This window comes from Arthrobacter sp. ISL-95 (assembly GCF_018613695.1).
GTDB lineage: Bacteria > Actinomycetota > Actinomycetes > Actinomycetales > Micrococcaceae > Arthrobacter.
The window spans coordinates 1-19,227 of the sequence record NZ_JAGGPR010000015.1 but is presented as its reverse complement, the minus strand read 5'-3'; the positions used below and the strand labels follow the sequence as shown (position 1 = coordinate 19,227).

Sequence of the window (19,227 nt, the reverse complement as noted above, 5' to 3'; positions counted from 1 at the left end):
GTGGCAGCGTCGATGCTCTGACATTAGGGGTGGCCGTGGTTTCCGGCCAGAGCAGAAACGCGTAGTGACAGCGTTGATATGGGATCGAAACCACACCGGACGGTAGGTTACGGAATGATTGCGGCGAACGGCATCGGACGCGCTCGACGGCGGCGCTTAGGGCACGCCCGACGCGGTGCGGCCGGCGGGCGGCCGCCCCGGCGACGCTCTGCGTTAACCTTGTACGGGGCAGTTTTCGCTGCCAGCCAGGTTTCGCAGCAGCTGAAGGAGAGTAATTGTCCCGTTCAGCCCTGTCCTCCGCCGACGCCATCAGCGCCCGGCTCCGTGACCTCGAACAACTGACCAAGGGTCCCGCCTGGGCTCTGACGCGGTCGGCGCCGTGGGTGATCGCGGTGCTGCAGGCATCCTTCACCCGCACCCGGCCGCAGCTTCCGCTCGAAGAGTTCCACGCCGACCTCGACGCCTTCCTTGAGCAGCTCCGCCGCCAGGACCCGGCCCTCGGCGGCCAGCAAAACGGCAAGCTTTTCGGCGACGAATGGACCCGGAAGCAATTCCTGACACGGCGCAACCAATCCGGTCAGATCGTTTACGAAGTTACTGAGCCTGCTGCCCGTGTGCTCGCGTTCCTGGACAGTCTTTCCAGCGAACGTTCCACGCTGAACGGTTCGCGGCTCGGCACGCTGCTGGGCGATGTGGAGAAGCTGGCCAACGAGACCAACCCTGACCAGAGCGCACGTTTGGAAGCCCTTGAAGAGGAAATCCAGGAGCGCCAGCAACTGGTGGAAGACATCAGCTCCGGTGAGTTCGACGGGCTCCTGGACGACGAGGAGGCCGTTGAAGCCGCCGGGAACATCCTGGACCTCGCTGCCAGCCTGCCTGCCGACTACAAGAAGATGCGTGACCGGATCGAAGAACTGGTGGGCGAGCTCCGCAACCAGATCATTGAGGAATCCCTGAGCAAGGGCGCCACCATGGCCCAGGTCCTGGAGGCGGACAAACGCCTGCGGCAAAGCCCGGAAGGCCGCACGTTCCGCTCCTTCACCGCATTCCTGGAGGACCCGCAGCAGCAAGTTCGGTTCCGATCGGCGATCGGCGAGGTGCTGAGCCGTCAATTCGCGGACGACCTCTCCCACGAGGACCGCGAAACGCTGAAAAACCTGGTGGCCGAGTTGCGATATCAGCACAGCCAAATCCAGCGGATCTACGGCAAGCTGTCCGAAAGCCTGAACACCTACATTCAAAGTGACGACGTCAGGCAGTCCGTCAGCCTGCGCAAGGTGCTGGCCGAGGCCGAGCAAGCCATCCGATCCATGCCGTACGAACGCGACCGTCCCGGCCTGGTCCCGGGGCCCGTTCTGTACAACGCCGGGTTCGAGTCGTTGGCCATGGTCAAACTCTTCGATCCTGACGAATTTGCCACACCCCCGCGGCTGGCCGATCCCATTGCCTTCAGCGACTCGGACCGCGTCAGGTCGGCGCGCACCGGAAAGGCCAAGCCCGCTGTTGTCAGGGCAGCTATGGCCGGTGCAGCCACCCTGGGCGACGCATGGGAAAACCTGCCAGCCGAAGAACGCCATATCAACACCGTGCGCACCCTGCTGGCCATGGCGCTGCAGTCGGGCGCGGCGTTCAACAGGACCACCTGGGAACACATCGACTTCGAACAAATCGACGGCAGCATCCGCACGGCGTACCTGCCCGTCGTCACGCTGAATGAGGATTTTGATGACTGAAGAGATCACGACGCCGGACGTCACCGAGGCGGACGACGTCGCCGGAGAGGGCACTGACGCCGGCCCCGAGTTCGAGCCCGCTCCTGAAGCTGAGCCCGCTCCTGAAGCTGAGCCCGCTCCTGAAGTCAGCCACGCTGACCCCTTCCGGATTACTCCACGGGACACCTACGTGGACGGCGCCGCGCTCTTCCCCGGCGACACCGGAGTGCTGCCCATGAAAGTGCGGCATGCGCTGGTGAAGCTGCTGAAAGGCCCCTACATTGACGGTGACCGGGACGAGAAGCTGTGGACAACGCTGCTGGACAACCAGCTGATCCTCCGCAGCCGCCTCTCCGAACTGTTCCTCACTCTCCAGCTCGATCACGACCGCAAAATCGCAGTCCTCCGACCCGTCGATCCGGACGTTATTGGCGCGAGCTCCCGCTCCAGCATCCTGCGCCAGCAGCGCGCCCTGAGCCGCGTGGAAACCATCGTCCTGCTGCGCCTGCGCCTGCTGCTGGATCGCCATGTCACAGCCCAAACCGACCCCACCATCACCCGCGAAGAGATCTCGGACCTCGTCGCTAACTACACACCCGCAGGCCAACAAGACGCCCTGCGCGACTCCGACGTAGTCACCCGCACCATCACTAAACTCCTGGCCCGCCAACTCATCCTCCCCACCCCGCTGGATGACACATACACCATCAGCAACGCCCTACCACTTGCCCTCCCCTTCGAAAACATCGGCGACATCCCGGCCCAAATAGAGGCCCTGATAGCAGTAGCAGCCGACGAATCCGGCACAGAGCCCCTCCTGGACCTGGACCCCGACTCCAACCAACCCATCCCCTCAGGTGGCGACCTGGACGACGACGCTGAAGGCGACGACCGCGTTGACGTGAGCGCCGACGTCGAGCATGCAGAGCATGTGTCCGGTACCGCCGCGAAAGGCGACCCAACAACAGCGGAGGCAGGCAAATGACCATCGCAAGCATGCTCCCCCTCGGCGAGCTCACGAACCCGGGCCAGATGCGTTTGGCACTCGTGCAGGTGGTCAACTGGGGCACGTTCCACGGCGCCCACACCATGCATGTGGACCGTAAAGGCACCCTCTTGACGGGTAACTCGGGCGTGGGCAAGTCGACTCTCTTTGATGCGATGCTTCGTGTTTTTGATGCCCGTCCCCGCTCTAACGAGGCCGCTGCCCAGCGGTCCGGCGGTGCTGTGGAGGACAAGAGAACCACGTTCACGTATATGCGCGGCAAAGTTGGTGATAAGGCGGTGGGCGATAGCTCGGCCAGCGCCTTCCAGCGCCCTGGTGCCACGTGGTCCGCCGTCGCGCTGACGTTTGATAACGCCGCCGGCACGAAGGTGACGGTCTCGGCGCTGTTTGACCTGCCGAAGAATGGCACGGAGTCCAGTGTCGGGCGTTTCTACGTGATTGACAGCAGGCCGTTGGACCTCGAGGCGATCGAGGGGATCGCGCAGAAGCGGTTTACCAAGGGCGCGCTGGAATCGATCTTCCCTGAGGGCCAGGTCTTCGATGTGCACAAGGCGTTCGCGGAGCGCTTCCGGCGGCTGCTGGGCATCAACTCGGACCAGGCGCTCCCGCTGCTTCGCGTGATCCAGGCGGGTAAGGGCTTGGGCGGCAGCGTAAATACGTTCTTCCGCGACCAGGTGCTTGATGCTCCGGCAACGTTGGCTGCCGCCGATGATGTGGTGGAGGAATTCAGCAACCTGATGTCCATTCGGCAGCGGTTGGAGGATGTCCGGCAGCAGCGGGATCAGTTGGCTCCGGTTCCGGGGCTGAACAAGGAGTATGCGCAGGCGTTGCTGGACGCGAACCGTCTGCGTGAGTTGGCCGGCGAGGAGTTTGAGGCTTACAAGCAGCAGCTCGCGGTCACGGTCCATGCGAAAACGCTGGCCCGTTTCAAGGAGTTGGCTCAGTCCAAGGCCCAGGAATTGGCCGCTGAACGCACTGTGCGGGACGCTTTGGCCAAGGAACTCCGGGATCTTGAGCTGGATTACAACAACCGTGGCGGCAACGCGATTTCGGCGATTGAGCAGTCGTTGGAAAACGCGCGTGTTGGCCTGAAGCTGCGTCAGCAGGTTGAGGATTCGGCCAAGAAGGCGTTGGCCGACGCCGGACTGAACCTTGAGTGGTCCGCCGAGGGATGGGATCAGGCGCATGAGCAGGCGGCTGCCCGCTCGGCAGAGTTGAAGGACGATTCGGAGGCGCTCAGGGAACTTCGTTTTGAGGCTTTTGACGGCCATGCAACCAAGAAACGCGAACTGGCCGCGGCTCAGCAGGAGCTGCTTTCCTTGAGGTCCCGCAAGTCGCTGCTGCCGCCGTCGAGCATTGAAAACCGGGCTGCCATTGCAGCGGCCACAGGGGTCGTGGAAGAGCGGATGCCGTTCGGTGGTGAGCTGATCGATCTCGCCGAGGGGCAGGATCAGTGGCGCCCGCTGCCGAACGCGCGCTGCGTAACCTTGCCACCACGTTGCTGGTGCCGGGCGAGCATTTCGCGGCAGTGACCCGGTACCTGAATGACAACACCGTCCGCGGCGCCCTTCGTGCCGTTGATGTGTCCAAGCCGCTCGCCGGTGGCGCGCTGGCTGTGGAGGACGTGTCCGACGGCGACCTCTTGACTAAGTTGAGCATCCTCACCTCGGGTGCCAATGCGGACGCGGGGGAGTGGATCCGGGAGCGGATCGCCCTGGACTTCGCTTACCCGTGCGTCGAGGACCCGGACGAGCTTGCTTCGATGGACAAGGGCCTGAGCCTTGGCGGTGTAGTCAAGCGCAACCGTCACACTGTGGAGAAGGACGACCGTTTCACGAGCCGCCAGGATTACGTCCTTGGTTTCGATAACGCGTCCAAGCTCGAACTGGTTGCAGCGCGCGTGGGCGAGCTGGAAAACGAGCTTGTGAAAGCCGCCGAACTTGCTCAAAGCCGCGAGGATTCGCACCAGGGAATGGCCCGGCAGCTCGAGGCACTGCGCCGTGTGGCTGAAGATGAGCGGCCTTGGGAACAGGTGTCCGCAGCCGTCGCCGCGGATGAGCTTGCCAGGATCGAGCAGCGCCTGACGGATGCGTTGGCCGCTCAGGCGGACTTGGAGCCGTTGCGTGCCAGCATCGAAACCGTGCGGGAAAAGCACCAGTCCTCCACAGGTACGGCCGCCGTTCTGCAGAGCGAATACAAGGCGCTGGACCACAAGATGACCACGGCAGACGGCCTGCTCGATGCCGCGAGGCTGAAGCTGGAGCAAGCACCGCCGTCGGCCTCTACTGTCACCGCACTGGAGCCATACTTCGACGGCGTCGCCGAGGTCTCTGAACTGTACGAGCTGGACAACCTGGCCAATAGCGTCCGCAATAAGTTGCTCGACGAACTGCATGCGGCGGAATCGCGAGGGCAGGCCACAGCCGAGCGGTTGACCCGCATGTTTGAAGCTTTCGTGCGTGACTGGGGTAGTGCCATCAGCGCAGACCACGGCACGTCGATCGGCGCTGCCGGCGACTTCGAATCCCGCTACCACGCGATCGTCAGTGACGGCTTGCCCGCTCAAGAGGCGGAGTTCCGGCTGTTCTTCAACCAGCGCACCCACGAATCGTTTAGTACGCTCCTGCACTTGCTGGACGAGGAACGCCGCAGCATCACCAGCCGCATCCTGCCCCTCAACGGCATCCTCTCCCAGGTCAACTTCCATGAGGGCAGCTTCCTGGAATTGGACATCAAGCAGACGCTTCCGGCCACGGCCAAACAGTTCAAGGACGCCATCCAGAACGCCTTGAAGGCGAAGCACACTCGCCCCTCGCGTGGCGCTGCTTCCGCAACGGAAGTGGACGACGACGCCGAGCTCACCGCACGTTACAAGTCACTGGAAACGCTGGTGAAGCGGCTTGGATCGCAGACGCCGGAGGATCGGCGTTGGCGGGCTGAAGTGCTGGATGTCCGCGGGCACCTGTTTATCCAATGCAAGGAGCACCGTGAGGTTGCTTCAAAACCGGGCAAATCCAACGCCTCCGGCAAAGCGAGCAAGAAGAAAACCGAAGTCTTCATGCACGCCGATACCGGTTCCATGTCCGGCGGTGAGCGCCAGCGTTTCACGGCCTTCATCATGGCCGCGGCTCTGAGCTACCAGTTGGGCATCGCCGAGCAAGGGTTCACCACCTATGGGACCGTGATGATGGATGAAGCGTTCGTGTTGGCTTCCGAGGAATTCGCGGGCGCCGGCATCAAAGCACTTCACGAATTCGGGTTCCAGCTGCTCCTTGCGGCTCCGGAAAACGTGATCGATCTGTCCAGGCACCTTGGATCCGTCACGGAAATCCTCCGCGACAAGCGAACCAACCGCTCGGGTGTGCTTACCGCTCCGGTCATTGCCGGACCCGGTGAGCCGGGAGCGTGGCGCTCCGAAGCCAACCCGGTGGACATCGTTCTGCGCTGACAGCAACGCGGGGCCACTTGTGGGCCCTTCAGGGAGGCCGAAAGGGCCGTGAATGACCCCGCGTTGCTTCAGGGTCCTACTTCGCGCGGACGCGCTCCAGGAACTGTTCGGTCCTGGCCTCCAGTCCTGCTATTTGCCGAACAACGACGGCGGCCGGGTCCGGGTTGATCTCGTTGGCGGGCGGTTCCTTGCGCACGTTGGCGCTGCAGCCGAACTCCGCGCAGATTAGCGTCCCCACCGTGTTCCCGTCCTTACCGGCTTGTCCGGCCTTCTTGGCCACCCACAGGTAAACGTCGTCCTTGGAAAACACGTCGCGGCACAGTTCGCAGAGGACTACACGCCTCTTGCCGGATCCGCCTTCTGGTGCGCGGAGCATGATCCCGGTGAGTTTTCCCCGGTGCGGAACAACAAGATACCCGCGCTGGGGCATCTTTTCGTCCCGCCAGCCCAGGAATTCCAGGTTGTCCCAGTCAATGGTTTCGAAGTCGCGGGGGAGATTCAGCTTGGCAGCTTCTGAGCGACTGGCGTTGATGAACGACGAACGGATTTGTTGGGCAGTAATTTTCTTCATGGCAAAGCTTCTTTCGGAAATGGTCGACGTCCGCGCGGGATTTGGGCGCGCGGGAAAAGGCAGAAGTCGCCGGTCATCTGAGAAAGCAGGCGCAGCAAAAGGCCCCGGAAAGGGTGACTGGCTAAGAGCCTAGGAAGATACCGACGTGCGGGGGAGTGCCAAGCAGGCCAAAGAGGCCACCTCGCCAACCATGGCTGCGGCAACTGAAACAGTGCGCACGCTCATCCCCTCGTTCGATCCCTAAGAAGCGGTAGTCCGCTCGCCAATACTTTCAAGACTCAGGGCAGATGTCCACTGAGAGAGCGCTCAGGGGAAGGGCTTGGGATGTGAGAGAGCGTGTGATCTGCGCCGCATTTCGCCAGTTGAGTGGATTAGGTGACGCAAACGTTTCTTAATTATCGACAGGCTAGGCTAGCCTTACTTAGGTTCGCATCACTTACTTAAGGAGTCCCGTGGCTTCCCTTCTCCCACGCCGCGCCCTGCTCAAAACAGCAGGAACCGCGACGGCCGCCCTTGCTGCCGTCGCTCTTTCCCTCACCGGCTGCTCCACTGGTCCGGCAACTTCCGCACCGGCCTCTGAGCAAGCAGCATCATCAGCTTTCCCCGTGACCATCAAGAACGTCTTCGGTGAGACCACCATCAAGGAACAGCCCAAGCGCGTCGTGACCGTCTCGTGGGTCAACGACGACGTTGCGATCGCCCTCGGCGTTGTTCCGGTTGGCGTTCCCAAGAACGAGTGGGGCAACAACGACAAGGGCTCCACCCCTTGGAAGGATGCAGCGCTGGAGAAGCTCGGCGCCGGCTTTGGCACCGACAAGGCTCCGGTCCAGTTCTCCGAGGCAGATGGCATCAACTTCACCGAGATCGCCAAGCTCAACCCGGACGTTATCCTGGCCGCCTACTCGGGCCTTGAAGAGGCTGACTACAAGAAGCTGACCGAAATCGCCCCCGTTGTGGCGCAGCCGGAGCTCGCCTACGGCACCCCGTGGCAGGAAAGCACCACCCTGATCGGCAAGGCACTGGGCAAGGAAGCCGAAGCCAAGAAGCTGATCGAGGACACCGAAACCACTGTCAAGGACAAGGTTTCCAAGTTCCCGCAGATCAAGGACAAGACCTTCATCTATGGCAGTCTCGAGCCTGCTACGCCCGCTAACACGGGCTTCTACACGGCCATCGACAACCGCCCCCGCTTCCTCTCCGAAATCGGCATGAAGCTGGCCCCTGTGGTTGAGCAGAACACCAAGACGTCCACGGACTTCTTCATCCCGTGGTCCGCTGAGAAGGCCAACGAGCTCGATTCGGATGTCTTCATCACCTGGGTTGCGGACACCGCCGCCGCCGACGCCATTAAAGCTGACCCGCTCTTCAGCCAGATTCCTGCCGTGAAGAAGGGTTCCTTCATCGCTGACACGAACTCGAGCCTTACCCTCTCTCTTTCCGCTTCTTCGCCGCTGAGCCTGCCGTGGGCACTGGACACGTTCCTCCCGCAGCTGGGTAAAGCAGCAGACGCAGCCGGCAAGTAACTGCAATGAAACTGAGTACGACGACGGCAGTCCAGGGGCGGGGCAGCGGCACTTTGGTGCCGGCTGGCCCGGGAGGCATCGCCCCTGAAGCTGCTGGAACCGGAGGGGGAACCGTCTCCCGCGGCACGGCAGGCAAGCGCACCGCTTGGCTGTTGGCGGCCGTCGTCGTACTCGCCGCAGTCTGCGCCGCATCCTTGGCGATCGGCGCACGCGGTCTTCCCCTTAATACCGTGTGGGAAGCACTCACCAACTTCAATCCAGAAGACGGTAACCACGCTGTGGTCATCGCCCGGATTCCCCGCACCGTGCTGGGCCTGCTCGCCGGAGCTGCACTCGGCCTGGCCGGTGCAGCCATGCAGGGTGTAGCCCGCAACCCGCTGGCCGATCCCGGAATCCTGGGTCTGAACGCCGGCGCCGCCCTCGCAGTCGTCGTGGGCATCTATGTTTTCGGCATCGGCTCGCTCTCCGGTTACATCTGGTTCGCCTTCATCGGCGCAGCAGCGGCCGCCGTCGTGGTTTATGCCGTGGCGTCCTTGGGACGTGACGGTGCGACGCCGGTCAAGCTCGCCCTCGCAGGCGCGGCGTTGAGCGCCGGCTTATTCTCGCTGATGAACGTCATCCTGGTTTCAAGCCAGGACACCTTTGACCGTTTCCGTTTCTGGCAAGTGGGCAGCATCGGTGGACGCGACTGGTCCGTCCTGCTTCCGGCGCTGCCGTTCCTTGTGATCGGCGCCCTGATTATCCTGGCCGGCGGCCGCGTGCTGAACAGCCTGGCCCTCGGTGATGACATTGCCCGAGGCCTCGGCCAGAATGTGGCGTTGGCCCGTGGCATCACCGGCCTGGGCATTGTGTTGCTGTGCGGTTCCGCCACTGCGCTGGCCGGGCCCATTGGATTCCTGGGGCTTGTCATTCCGCACGCTGTCCGCTCGTTGACTGGCCCGGACTACCGCTGGATCCTGCCCTTCTCCGTGGTGGCCGCACCTATCCTCCTGATCAGCGCCGACATCCTTGGCCGTGTCATCCTGCTCCCCGGCGAAGTCCCCGCGGGCATCATGACCGCAATCATCGGCGCACCCGTCTTCGTCTGGCTCATCCGACGCGGCAAGGGGGCCGGACTGTGACAACCGTCCACAAACTCCCCACCGAGTTGGCACGTGATGCCAATGGTTCCACACAACATCTGTCCCTTCGGCGAGTGCTGAGCCCCACGTTCTTCCTCGGGCTGGCACTCCTGGTCATGTTCGCGGTGTACGTGCTCCTGGGCAGCTACACGGTGACTATTCCGGACTTCTTCACCATTGTCATCAACCACCTGACCGGCGGCGAGAAAATTCCCGGTGCGAGCTTCATCGTGATGGAGCACAAGCTGCCCAGGGCGGTTGTGGGAACCATGATCGGCATCGCGTTCGGCCTGGCCGGCGCACTGTTCCAGACCATGCTGCGCAATCCGCTGGCCAGCCCGGACATCATCGGCATCAGCTATGGCGCCAGCGCCGCCGCCGTGACGGCAATCGTGATCTTCGGTGCTTCCGGAGCCGTGGTTTCCGGGGCTGCACTCGGTGGAGCGCTCGGTGTCGCCGCTATCATCTATGCAATCTCCCGCGGCGGTACCGGCGCAGGCGGAGGCAGCCGCGGCAACGCTGCGGGCAACCGCCTCATCCTTGCCGGTGTAGGCATCGCTGCCGCACTGCACGCAGTGGTCAACTTCCTCATGACCCGCGCGGACATCCGCACGGCCGCCGATGCCCTCATCTGGCTCAACGGCTCCCTGAACTCCTCCACCTGGGACCGCGCAGGCGTCCTCGCAGTCTCGTTGCTGGTCCTGATCCCCGCCGTCATTGCCCTCGCCGGCCCGTTGCGCATCCTCGAACTTGGCGATGACGCCGCTGCCGGCCTCGGGATCAAGGTCAACGCCGCCCGGCTGGGACTGGTGCTGACCGCCGTCGGGCTGGCCGCCGTGGCAACTGCTGCTGCCGGACCGGTAGCGTTCGTCGCCTTCCTGGCGGGTCCGATCGCCCGCCGCATCGTCCGCAAACCCAGCCTCCCGGCGTCGGCCCTTACCGGTGCTCTGATCGTGTTGCTCGCAGACTTCTTCGCCTCCAACATCGCCCCCGTCATTTTGGACGGAACCGTCCTCCCCGTCGGCGTCATCACCGGCGCCCTCGGTGCACCCTTCCTGTTGTGGCTGCTGGTCACGTCGAACCGAAAGGAGGCCTGACATGGCCATCCTTAATGCCAAGGACCTCACGCTCCAGTACGAGGCACGCAAGGTGGTGGAGGGGCTCACCACGGAGATCCCCGAGGGTAAAGTGACCATGATCGTAGGCGCCAACGCCTGCGGCAAGTCCACGCTCTTGCGCGGCCTGTCGCGACTCCTCAAGCCCGCCGGCGGCGCCGTGACACTGGACGGCAAGGACATTCACAGCCGTCCCGCCCGCGAACTCGCCCGGACGCTCGGCCTGCTCCCGCAGCACCCCACCGCCCCGGACGGCATCACCGTGCGCGACCTCGTAGGCCGCGGACGCTACCCGCACCAGGGTTTCTTCCGCAGCTGGAGCGCCGCCGACGACGCCGCGGTGCAGCGCGCGCTCCACGCCACCTCCACGCTGGAACTCGCTGACCGCAGCATCGACGAACTGTCCGGCGGGCAGCGCCAGCGCGTCTGGATCGCCATGGCCCTCGCGCAGGAAACCGACGTCCTGCTGCTCGATGAGCCCACCACCTACCTGGACCTCGCCCACCAAGTGGAGGTCCTGGACCTGATAACGGACCTCAACCGCAGCCGCGGCACCACGGTGGCAATCGTGCTCCACGATCTCAACCTCGCAGCCCGGTACGCCGACCATGTGATCGCCATGAAAGGCGGGTGCATCGTGGCCGAAGGCCCGGCGCCCGTAGTGGTCACCGAGGAACTCGTTTTCAACGTCTTCGGCCTGGAATCCCGAGTGGTTCCGGACCCCATCTCAGGCACCCCGCTGATTGTCCCCATCGGACGCCACCACGCACAGCCCGCTTCAATCAACGAACTGGAGATCGCCTCATGAGTGCACAACCGACACAGGCAAAAGCAAGTGCCGCCGTGGAGCCCATGACCCTCGCCTTCGACGTCACCGTGACGGCCGTGCAGGAGCTCAGCCCCAACTTCCGCCGCATCACGTTTGGCGGTTACTCCCTGCGTGACTTCGGCGTTGCCGGAGACACGCTGGACCTCCGCGTGAAGCTGATGATCCCGTCCCGCGACGCATCCGGCAACGTCATTCCGCTGCCTGTTTTCAAGATGGAAGAATCCGGGTGGTACCAGGAATGGTTGGCCATGGACCCGTCCGTCCGGGGTGACATGCGGACGTACACCGTCCGCTCCGAGCGTCTGGACGCCGTGTACCCGGAGATCGACATCGACTTCGTCATGCACTTCGACGACGCCGGCCACGGCGGACCCGCAGCCAACTGGGCCCTTGCCGCGAAACCGGGCGACGCGCTCACCATCATCGGCCCCAACAACCGCGCGGCCCAGTGCACCACAGCCGGAGCCTACGGCGGTATCGAATGGCGCCCGGGCCTGGCCCAGCGAGTGCTCCTGGCCGGCGACGAAACCGCGGTCCCCGCCATCAGCGCCATCCTCGAAAGCCTGCCCGCCGACATGACAGGCCACGCCTTCCTCGAAGTACCCGAAGCCGGCGACTTCCAAGACATCAACACAGCGGCCGACATCGAAATCACCTGGCTCGCCCGCGGTGCAGCCATCGGACGCTCACGTCCCCACGGCGAACTCCTCAAGGAAGCCGTCAACAAGGCCGTTCCCGTGCCCGGCTGGGTGGGCATCAAAGGCACTGAGACCGCCGCCGGTCCCGAGCCGGAAGACGTCAACGTGGACCAGGAAATCCTCTGGGAAACACCGCAGCGCATGGACACCGCAGCCATCGAAGCCAGCAAGAACCCCACACTGCCGGCCGGCGCCCTGCCGTTCTACGCCTGGATCGCCGGTGAAGCATTCGTCATCAAGGAAATGCGGCGGTACTTGGTGCGGGACGTGGGTATTGACCGGAAACAGGTAGCTTTCATGGGCTACTGGCGACGAGGCAAAGCAGAAAGCTAAACCTCCTGGCCCCTTAGTCCGCCGAAGCGCCGGTTTTGCCGTCGCTTAGACACAACCCATAGGTGGCGTTCCGGTCGTTAAGCGACCTCCGCGCCACGATGGGCCGCGATGCGCTCCTTCGCAAAACCGACGCTGCGGCTTGCGCGTACGTCACCTAATCGTCGCTCTCTCACCTCCACGTGTTTGAGTTCACTTGGCGTTGGCCCTGATGTAACCGGGGGCGGGTAGCGTCGCTGGGGTGCGGGAGGAATTCGGGAACCGGAGTGATGTTCGACGGCGGTATGTCGCAATCGGGGACTCCTTCACCGAGGGCGTGGGCGACCCCAGTAAGGTCCTGCCCAACGGGGTTCGCGGATGGGCGGACCGGGTTGCCGAGAAGTTGGCCAAGGATCAGCCCGGCTGGGAGTACGCCAATCTGGCCGTGCGCAGCAAGAGGCTCCGGCACATCATCGATGAGCAACTTGAGCCCGCCCTCGCCATGGAACCTACGCTCGTTACGCTCTACGCAGGCGGTAACGACATCCTCGATTTCGGCACCGATATGGAGGCGCTCGTCAACGACTACGAGTTGCTGGTGGCGCGCCTCAGCGAAAGCGGGGCCACTCTGGTTCTGTTCACTGGCTTCGATGTGAAAGTGTCCGCGGTCTTGGAACCCTTCAGGAAGCGCAACACCCTTTACAACCAGAGAGTCCGCGACATTGCTGCCAGATATGGCGCGGTCCTGGTGGACTACTGGTGCTTCGAGGCCTACAAGGACAAGAGAATGTGGGCCCCGGACCGGCTCCACATGTCCAAAGCGGGCCACAAGTATTTGGCGGCGCAGGTCCTCGACCACCTCAACGTCCCCCACAAAATTTCGCCTAAGCAGTGGGATCCGCCGTCCCGCATAACTCTCCGCGAATGGGAGCGCAGGCAGCGCCGTTGGGTCAACGACTGGGTGGTCCCGCTGTTCGGCCGCAAACTCAGGGGCGTCACGCTGGGCGATACGCTCAGCCCGCGCTGGCCCCAGCCCGTGAAGGTCCCGCAGAAGGGCGGGTTGAAGAAACTCGTGGACCAGGCAACGAGGTCCTGAGTGCGCCGCGCTGGCTGGCCGGAACTGATGCCGGTAGTGCAGCCCGAACGGCTGGGCACTTAAAAAGCCCGCAAAACTCAGGTATCGAGCAGGTTTTCGTAACCCTCAGCCACGCTGGTGGCCGTGAATTCGATGATCTCGAACTCGGCCACTCCATTGCTGTAGAACGGGTCCTTGGCCAAGCACGCATCCAGCGTGGCCCTGTCCACTTTGGAGAGCAGAACACCGCCGGTGGCGGGGACGCGACGTCCGGACGCAAGGAAGGTCCCGGCGTCGGACGCATCTTTAAGCCAGGCCATATGGCCCGGGCGGTGGAAGTCGACAATTTCGTCGGGAACCTTGTAGGTCAATGAGACGACAAACATGCCGTCAGCCTATCGCCTGAGCCGCGGACGGGACCTAAGAAAGCAATGAATTCTCCTAAGATGGAGGCATGACTCAACCCCGCTGGCTGAACGCCGACGAACGCCGTGCCTGGTTGGCCCTGCTGAGCATCAACACCTTGCTCCCCTCGGCGTTGGACACCCAGCTTCAATCGGCCGGCAAATTGTCCTTGTTCGACTACAACGTGCTTGCGATGCTCTCCGAAACAGAGGGCCGGTACCTTCCCATGAGTGAGCTCGCCGCGCGCACAAGTGCCTCCTTGTCGCGCCTTTCCCACGTTGTCACCAAGCTGCAGAAACGCGGGTGGGTGGAACGGCAAGCACACCCCGGCGACGCCCGTGTGACCGTAGCGCACCTGACCGAGGCCGGCATGTCCACCATTGTTTCCCTCGCCCCGGGACATGTGGAATCCGTGCGGACGTTGATGCTCGATTCCCTCAGCCCCGACGACGTCGCGGATCTTGCCCGTATTGGCGAGAAAATCGTGGCCCGCTTGGACAACAACCACTGGATCCTCCGTGACTCGTAAGGCCTTCCGAGGGTGCTTTGTGGGCTCGAGCGCTGAAGTGGCAGACTGACGGCATGGATTTTTCTGCCCGTTATGTTGCCTTGGGGGACTCGTTCACTGAGGGTGTTGGAGACGACGACCCCGCCCGCCCTAACGGTGTTCGCGGCTGGGCCGACGTCGTGGCCGGGCAACTGGCCCACAGTAACGCGGACTTCGGCTACGCCAACCTGGCCATCCGCGGCCGGAAGCTCCGGCAGATCATGGCTGAGCAGGTTGATGCCGCCGTCGCCATGAAGCCCACGTTAGTAACGCTGTACGCAGGTGCGAACGACATCCTGCGGCCCAAGATCGATATTGACTCGCTTTTGGAGGAGTACGACGCCGGCATTGCCAAGTTAAGCGCGACGGGCGCCACGGTGCTCCTCTTCACGGGCTTCGACGCGAAAGGCTCCAAAGTCTTCAGCGCCATGCGGGGCCGGACCGCAATCTACAACGAACTGGTACGCGAAATCGCCGAAAACCATGGCGCCCTGCTGGTGGACTATTGGCGGTTCGACGAATATGACGATTGGCGCCTCTGGGGCGAGGACCGGATGCATATGTCCACCGCCGGCCACGTCAACATGGCAAAGCGCGTCCTGGATGTCCTTGAGCACGAGCATGTGATCGAAGTTCCCGACCTGGCACCGGTTCGTCTGATGAATCGTGTGGAGGCCTTGAAAGCCAACGCCCGTTGGTTCCGGGAAGCCGCGGCACCTTGGGTTGCCCGCCGTGTGCGGGGAGTGTCTTCCGGGGACGGGTTGAGCCCTAAGTACGCGCAACTGATCAGGCCGCTTTAGGCGGCGTTCCGGAACCCCGGTGTGGCAAGCATTGTGCCGTCCCTGCGAACCGCGAGCACTTCCACGCCCCACTTGTCCACAGCCTGGTCCAATGAGTGGGTTCCACCGGCGACGATGGCCGTTGCCAGGACATCGGCAGTGACAATGTCAGGCGCTGCGACAGACACCTGTGCAAAGTCCGGTCTGGTTGATCCAACAGCCCAGATATGTTCGCCACGCTCGGCTGACCCCGACGTCGCGAGGGCGCTCATGGCCCGCAGAGGATAGGCGCCCAGTAACGCTTGCCGGTCCAACGGATCCACGATGCCGGCCAGCCATGGCTCGTGGATGGGAGATGAAGGGCGTGGCTCTGGCGAGCCGTTCACCAACACATCGCCGCCGGCATTTACGCACCAATCCTTCAGCCCAAGTGCCCTCAGCGACAAAGCCGCTTCGCGCATGGCATGTGCTTTGACGATCCCGGACAGGTCCAACCCGCCATCGGGACGCTCGGCGGTGAAGGCACCGTCCGTCGCCAGCCGCCACTCGGACGCCTCGGCATAAAGTTCCTGCATGGTTTTGGAAGCATAGGCCAGAGTCAGCTCGCCGCGATCCAGTCGGCTGGCTTCGGACCCGGCCCTGTAAAGGCTGAACGTGAGGTCAAGCTGCGAAAAGATACCTTCCACGACGTCGACGGCGGACTCAACCTCATCGACGGCAGTTTGGGCTGGTGCGGTGCTCGCCGCCGTCACACCAACCACAGTGCCCATGCTTGGGAACGTCCGTGCGCGGAGTTGTTGGTTCTTAGAAGTTTGCTGCATCGAGCGCCGCCTGCAGGGAAGTGAGGTAGGCGTCGCTGGTCACCGTTGCGCCGCCGATGGTTTGGACGCTGGCCGATTGGGCCTGCAGGACTTCAGACCTAAGGACCGGGGCTGCGCGACTGCTGATCTGTGCTGACTTCCGTTCCGCATCGGTAAGTTCCAGAGGAGTGACCTCGGTGATTTTGCCGTCCTGGATCGTCACTTGCACCTGGACTGTGCCGAAGCGGGTCGGCACTGCAGCGCCATCGTAGGTCGCCGCCGTCGTGCTTTTTGCACTGGTCCCGGAAGAACTGCCGGTTCCTGTGCCTCCGGTGGTGCTGGTTCCGGTGCCGGTGGAGCTGTCGCTGGTGGCGCTGCTGCTCAGGCTGGTGGTTGTTGATGCGCCGGTCTCGGCGATATGTGCACCGGATTGCCAGCCGGCCAGCAAAATGCCTGTCGACGCGACCGCGGTTGCCATGGCTGCTCGAATTCTCACCAGTCAAACCTTTCGTAGTGGAGTTGTTCTGCAGGGACGCCGGCGGATCGGACATCCCGTATGACCGACGCCGCCCAAGGGGCAGGTCCGCAAACGTAGACGTCGGCATCCGCGATGTCGGGTGCATAGGAGCTAAGACCGAACCCGTTTTCGACCGCGTTGTGGGGTAGCCATGCGTGGGTGCCGGAGGACCGCGGTCCCGTCAGGTGGAAGAGCGTGACGCCGCGTGCCTGGCAAAGTGCCATGATTTCCTGGCCCAGGAAGAGCTCGGATTCGTCGTGGCCGCGAAGCAGGACGGTGGCGTGGCCTGGTTGGAACGGTGTGGTTTCCAACAGGGACCGCAGGGGCGTGATCCCAATGCCGGCACCGATCATCACCACCTTGTTGCGGGATCGTGCCGCTGTACTGAACAGACCATACGGGCCTTCGATCGCCACCTTGGTTCCCGGTTTGATGTGTGCCAAGCGGGCAGAACCGGCGCCCAGTTTACGGACAGTGATGCGCAGTTTCCCGGGAGCCGTGCCCCTGCCGGGAGAAGGTTCCGCGGACAAGCTGAACGGGTGCGATTGCCACCAATGGCCCGGTGCCAGGAAGCGCCAGAAGAAGAACCTGCCGCCGGACCCTGCCAACTGGCAATCAGAATCCCGTGGGCCAGAAGCAAATAGAGTGCCGGCTTGCCCAGTTTCTTGTGGATTTCCAAGGCGCGATCATGCCCGATTGCGTTGTCAATGAACGGAATCCGCGCCGCGAGTAGGAGCATCAGCAGTACAAGGTCCATGCCGATCAGGCCGGCCACGATGCCCAGCGCGGTGAAGGCACCGGCGAACGACGAGAAGCCGCTCGCTCCGCCGTCGGCCAACCACAAGGCCACCGCCGACACTGGCGAGAGCCACGCGAGAAAACCCAGGAAGTCGGCCCGGGCCAGCCGCCGTCGTACCTGCGGGCGAAAGCGTTCGACGGCGGGTGGCCGCTTGAGCGCGGCGCCTGCCGGGAGGCTTTGCACCGGTGAATCCGGATTCAGTAACGAGGTCATAAGCTAAGACTCGCCAAGCATCCTTTCATTCTGCTGTGAAAGAGCTAAAGGGAGCGTATGATGCCGGATTGGTCTTAATTTCGCTTGGCCCGTAGAATGGTTAGGCGCTAGGTAGTGCGGATCGTGTGCAATTGCTCCGGTTGGTGGTGGCTGTTGGTTTTACTGACGTCCCGGTGGCCGGTAGTTAGGGGCTCAAGTTGCGTGCATTCCTGTATTCGCCCGGTATCCCAGGATCTGTTTCAGTGATTTTCACTGCCCGGTCCTGAGGCCAACCTTCTTCGCCGCACTTGCTGCGGAAACTACCGGAATGGTTTGGACCCGGATGCGGACGCTGCCTGTCGCACGGTAACGCAGGAACATCTGCACGCCGTTACATTCAATCTTTGGAGGAGAGTCATGGCAGCACACTGCCAAGTGACCGGAGCCGAGCCGGGCTTTGGACACAGCATTTCGCACTCGCACCGTCGCAACAAGCGTCGGTTCGACCCGAACATTCAGAAGAAGCGCTACTGGGTTCCGTCCCTGCGCCGTAACGTCACGCTGACCCTGTCAGCCCGTGGCATCAAGACAATCGACGTACGCGGCATCGACTCAGTCGTCGCCGACATCCTGGCACGAGGAGTAAAGCTCTAATGGCAAAGGACAAGGACGTACGTCCGATCATCAAGCTGAAGTCCACCGCGGGCACCGGTTACACCTACGTAACCCGCAAGAACCGTCGTAACGATCCTGACCGCCTGGTCTTGAAGAAGTACGACCCCAAGATCCGCCAGCACGTCGAATTCCGAGAGGAGCGCTAAACACATGGCAAAGAAGTCAAAGATTGCTCGCAACGAGCAGCGCAAGGTCATTGTTGAGCGTTACGCTGCAAAGCGTCTCGAACTGAAGAAGACCCTGGTTGACCCCAACGCGACTGACGAAGCACGCGAAGCTGCACGCCTCGGCCTGCAGAAGCTGCCCCGCAACGCCTCCCCGATCCGTCTGCGTAACCGCGACCAGATCGACGGCCGTCCCCGTGGCACGCTCCAGAAGTTCGGTATCTCCCGTGTTCGCTTCCGCGACATGGCTCACCGTGGTGAGCTCCCGGGCATCACCAAGTCTTCCTGGTAATCACGAAGCTCTAAAAGGGTCGGCAACCGTTATGGTTGCCGGCCTTTTTTGCGTTAAGCGTGCTTGTTCCGACGGCCGCGGGGCGGTTAGCCGCGGAGTCGGCGGTCATCCTCTGCGCGCTCGGTCGCGCCTCCCTTGGACGCGCGCTGCCGGATGACCACCGACTCCAACGCTCTTTCACTTCCCTCGGGTTTGAGCCGGATGCTCGCTCACTTCCCTCGGGTTTGGGGGCATCGCTCTCTCAGGTTCCTCGGGTTCAAGGAAATGTTCGACGGCGGTGGTGTGGGTGGGGTGCGGGGCGGTGGATCGGTGGGGCGGTTAGCGTTGTGATGGGCTTCACTGGGGCGAGTTTGGACTGGTTTTGGATGGTTTGGGGTCTTCATCAGGCCGTTCGGCTTATGTTCTCGGGGTTTTGGACGGCCTGAGGGGTCGATTTGTACCGGGCCCTGTGGACGTGTAATGTCTTCTGAGTCGCCGCGAGTGAGACAGCCTAGAGCTGAGAATCGCGGAGGCCAACCCCCTTGATAACAGCCTGAGAGATGGCGCGCTTCTGAGTGTGCCTGAGTCGGGTGGGGCCGGAACTCGGATCGGAAATCGCGGAAACGCTGATTTGCAAAGATCTGGTTGATCGGGTAAGTTTGAAAAGTTGC

General features: G+C 62.9%; 18 protein-coding genes and 1 pseudogene. 14 read left to right on the top strand and 5 right to left on the bottom strand.

Annotation, left to right across the window (positions count from 1 at the left end; genetic code table 11):
* Window positions 1-275: 275 nt before the first annotated feature.
* The 3 genes and pseudogenes from J7I86_RS17980 (at window position 276) to J7I86_RS17970 (ending at window position 6,166) form a co-directional block, all read left to right on the top strand.
* Window positions 276-1,733, top strand: coding sequence for a DUF3375 family protein (locus tag J7I86_RS17980; RefSeq protein ID WP_214822032.1), 1,458 nt, complete (start codon window positions 276-278; stop codon window positions 1,731-1,733).
* On the top strand, window positions 1,726-2,697 hold the full coding sequence (locus tag J7I86_RS17975; protein ID WP_214822031.1) for a DUF4194 domain-containing protein: 972 nt from the start codon (window positions 1,726-1,728) through the stop codon (window positions 2,695-2,697). Before J7I86_RS17980 ends, J7I86_RS17975 begins: the two co-directional genes overlap by 8 nt.
* A pseudogene (locus J7I86_RS17970) lies at window positions 2,694-6,166 on the top strand (ATP-binding protein). Before J7I86_RS17975 ends, J7I86_RS17970 begins: the two are co-directional and overlap by 4 nt.
* Before the next feature lie 76 nt (window positions 6,167-6,242).
* On the opposite strand, the gene J7I86_RS17965 reads toward J7I86_RS17970, so the two are convergent.
* The gene (locus tag J7I86_RS17965; protein WP_214822030.1) at window positions 6,243-6,737 is read right to left on the bottom strand and encodes an FBP domain-containing protein; all 495 of its coding nucleotides are present in this window, start codon (window positions 6,735-6,737) and stop codon (window positions 6,243-6,245) included.
* 452 nt (window positions 6,738-7,189) lie between these two features.
* On the opposite strand from J7I86_RS17965, the gene J7I86_RS17960 reads away from it, so the two are divergent.
* From J7I86_RS17960 to J7I86_RS17935, 6 genes are all read left to right on the top strand, one after another.
* Window positions 7,190-8,260, top strand: coding sequence for an iron-siderophore ABC transporter substrate-binding protein (locus J7I86_RS17960; protein WP_214822029.1), 1,071 nt, complete (start codon window positions 7,190-7,192; stop codon window positions 8,258-8,260).
* Window positions 8,261-8,265: 5 nt separating this feature from the next.
* Window positions 8,266-9,381: an iron ABC transporter permease gene (locus J7I86_RS17955; RefSeq protein ID WP_214822027.1), complete on the top strand. Its 1,116-nt coding sequence runs from the start codon at window positions 8,266-8,268 to the stop codon at window positions 9,379-9,381.
* The gene (locus J7I86_RS17950) at window positions 9,378-10,478 is read left to right on the top strand and encodes an iron chelate uptake ABC transporter family permease subunit (RefSeq protein ID WP_214822025.1); all 1,101 of its coding nucleotides are present in this window, start codon (window positions 9,378-9,380) and stop codon (window positions 10,476-10,478) included. The genes J7I86_RS17955 and J7I86_RS17950 overlap by 4 nt, the downstream gene beginning before the upstream one ends.
* A 1-nt stretch (window position 10,479) precedes the next feature.
* Entirely contained in the window at window positions 10,480-11,304 is an 825-nt protein-coding gene (locus tag J7I86_RS17945; protein WP_214822023.1) for an ABC transporter ATP-binding protein, read from the top strand.
* Window positions 11,301-12,356 (top strand): siderophore-interacting protein, encoded by a 1,056-nt coding sequence (locus J7I86_RS17940; RefSeq protein WP_214822022.1) that lies wholly within the window; start codon window positions 11,301-11,303, stop codon window positions 12,354-12,356. The genes J7I86_RS17945 and J7I86_RS17940 overlap by 4 nt, the downstream gene beginning before the upstream one ends.
* Window positions 12,357-12,594: 238 nt before the next feature.
* Entirely contained in the window at window positions 12,595-13,428 is an 834-nt protein-coding gene (locus J7I86_RS17935; protein WP_214822020.1) for an SGNH/GDSL hydrolase family protein, read from the top strand.
* Window positions 13,429-13,505: 77 nt separating this feature from the next.
* Here J7I86_RS17935 and J7I86_RS17930 read toward each other — a convergent pair whose 3' ends face one another.
* The gene (locus J7I86_RS17930) at window positions 13,506-13,793 is read right to left on the bottom strand and encodes a YciI family protein (RefSeq protein WP_214822018.1); all 288 of its coding nucleotides are present in this window, start codon (window positions 13,791-13,793) and stop codon (window positions 13,506-13,508) included.
* A gap of 68 nt (window positions 13,794-13,861) precedes the next feature.
* On the opposite strand from J7I86_RS17930, the gene J7I86_RS17925 reads away from it, so the two are divergent.
* The gene (locus tag J7I86_RS17925) at window positions 13,862-14,341 is read left to right on the top strand and encodes a MarR family winged helix-turn-helix transcriptional regulator (protein ID WP_211710639.1); all 480 of its coding nucleotides are present in this window, start codon (window positions 13,862-13,864) and stop codon (window positions 14,339-14,341) included.
* Window positions 14,342-14,394: 53 nt separating this feature from the next.
* Window positions 14,395-15,159, top strand: coding sequence for an SGNH/GDSL hydrolase family protein (locus J7I86_RS17920; protein ID WP_214822015.1), 765 nt, complete (start codon window positions 14,395-14,397; stop codon window positions 15,157-15,159).
* On the opposite strand, the gene J7I86_RS17915 is transcribed toward J7I86_RS17920, so the two are convergent.
* Genes J7I86_RS17915 through J7I86_RS23165 form a run of 3 tightly spaced genes read right to left on the bottom strand, consistent with a single transcriptional unit; the run spans window position 15,156 to window position 17,063 of the window.
* Complete coding sequence (locus tag J7I86_RS17915) at window positions 15,156-15,959, bottom strand: FAD:protein FMN transferase (RefSeq protein WP_286179988.1); 804 nt, start codon at window positions 15,957-15,959, stop codon at window positions 15,156-15,158. The two genes, J7I86_RS17920 and J7I86_RS17915, sit on opposite strands and share 4 nt — an antisense overlap.
* Window positions 15,943-16,416 (bottom strand): FMN-binding protein, encoded by a 474-nt coding sequence (locus tag J7I86_RS17910; protein ID WP_214822014.1) that lies wholly within the window; start codon window positions 16,414-16,416, stop codon window positions 15,943-15,945. Before J7I86_RS17910 ends, J7I86_RS17915 begins: the two co-directional genes overlap by 17 nt.
* 14 nt (window positions 16,417-16,430) lie before the next feature.
* Entirely contained in the window at window positions 16,431-17,063 is a 633-nt protein-coding gene (locus tag J7I86_RS23165) for a hypothetical protein (protein WP_309476759.1), read from the bottom strand.
* Between the two features lie 800 nt (window positions 17,064-17,863).
* On the opposite strand from J7I86_RS23165, the gene rpmB reads away from it, so the two are divergent.
* From rpmB to rpsN, 3 genes are read left to right on the top strand one after another with little or no spacing between them, the layout of a single operon-like run.
* Window positions 17,864-18,100: a 50S ribosomal protein L28 gene (gene rpmB / locus J7I86_RS17900; RefSeq protein ID WP_011776361.1), complete on the top strand. Its 237-nt coding sequence runs from the start codon at window positions 17,864-17,866 to the stop codon at window positions 18,098-18,100.
* On the top strand, window positions 18,100-18,267 hold the full coding sequence (rpmG, locus tag J7I86_RS17895) for a 50S ribosomal protein L33 (RefSeq protein WP_003798558.1): 168 nt from the start codon (window positions 18,100-18,102) through the stop codon (window positions 18,265-18,267). The genes rpmB and rpmG overlap by 1 nt, the downstream gene beginning before the upstream one ends.
* Window positions 18,268-18,271: 4 nt before the next feature.
* Window positions 18,272-18,577, top strand: coding sequence for a 30S ribosomal protein S14 (rpsN, locus tag J7I86_RS17890; protein ID WP_011776360.1), 306 nt, complete (start codon window positions 18,272-18,274; stop codon window positions 18,575-18,577).
* Window positions 18,578-19,227: the final 650 nt, after the last annotated feature.

Excerpts from the sequence above, each read along its gene's own strand:
- J7I86_RS17955 (WP_214822027.1), top strand. The coding sequence starts at position 8,266 with ATGAAACTGAGTACGACGACGGCAGTCCAGGGGCGGGGCAGCGGCACT.
- J7I86_RS17910 (WP_214822014.1), bottom strand. The coding sequence starts at position 16,416 with ATGGCAACCGCGGTCGCGTCGACAGGCATTTTGCTGGCCGGCTGGCAA.
- J7I86_RS17945 (WP_214822023.1), top strand. The coding sequence starts at position 10,480 with ATGGCCATCCTTAATGCCAAGGACCTCACGCTCCAGTACGAGGCACGC.
- J7I86_RS17965 (WP_214822030.1), bottom strand. The coding sequence starts at position 6,737 with ATGAAGAAAATTACTGCCCAACAAATCCGTTCGTCGTTCATCAACGCC.
- rpmB (WP_011776361.1), top strand. The coding sequence starts at position 17,864 with ATGGCAGCACACTGCCAAGTGACCGGAGCCGAGCCGGGCTTTGGACAC.
- J7I86_RS17930 (WP_214822018.1), bottom strand. The coding sequence starts at position 13,793 with ATGTTTGTCGTCTCATTGACCTACAAGGTTCCCGACGAAATTGTCGAC.
- J7I86_RS17940 (WP_214822022.1), top strand. The coding sequence starts at position 11,301 with ATGAGTGCACAACCGACACAGGCAAAAGCAAGTGCCGCCGTGGAGCCC.
- rpsN (WP_011776360.1), top strand. The coding sequence starts at position 18,272 with ATGGCAAAGAAGTCAAAGATTGCTCGCAACGAGCAGCGCAAGGTCATT.
- J7I86_RS17975 (WP_214822031.1), top strand. The coding sequence starts at position 1,726 with ATGACTGAAGAGATCACGACGCCGGACGTCACCGAGGCGGACGACGTC.
- rpmG (WP_003798558.1), top strand. The coding sequence starts at position 18,100 with ATGGCAAAGGACAAGGACGTACGTCCGATCATCAAGCTGAAGTCCACC.
- J7I86_RS17920 (WP_214822015.1), top strand. The coding sequence starts at position 14,395 with ATGGATTTTTCTGCCCGTTATGTTGCCTTGGGGGACTCGTTCACTGAG.
- J7I86_RS17915 (WP_286179988.1), bottom strand. The coding sequence starts at position 15,959 with ATGCAGCAAACTTCTAAGAACCAACAACTCCGCGCACGGACGTTCCCA.
- J7I86_RS17925 (WP_211710639.1), top strand. The coding sequence starts at position 13,862 with ATGACTCAACCCCGCTGGCTGAACGCCGACGAACGCCGTGCCTGGTTG.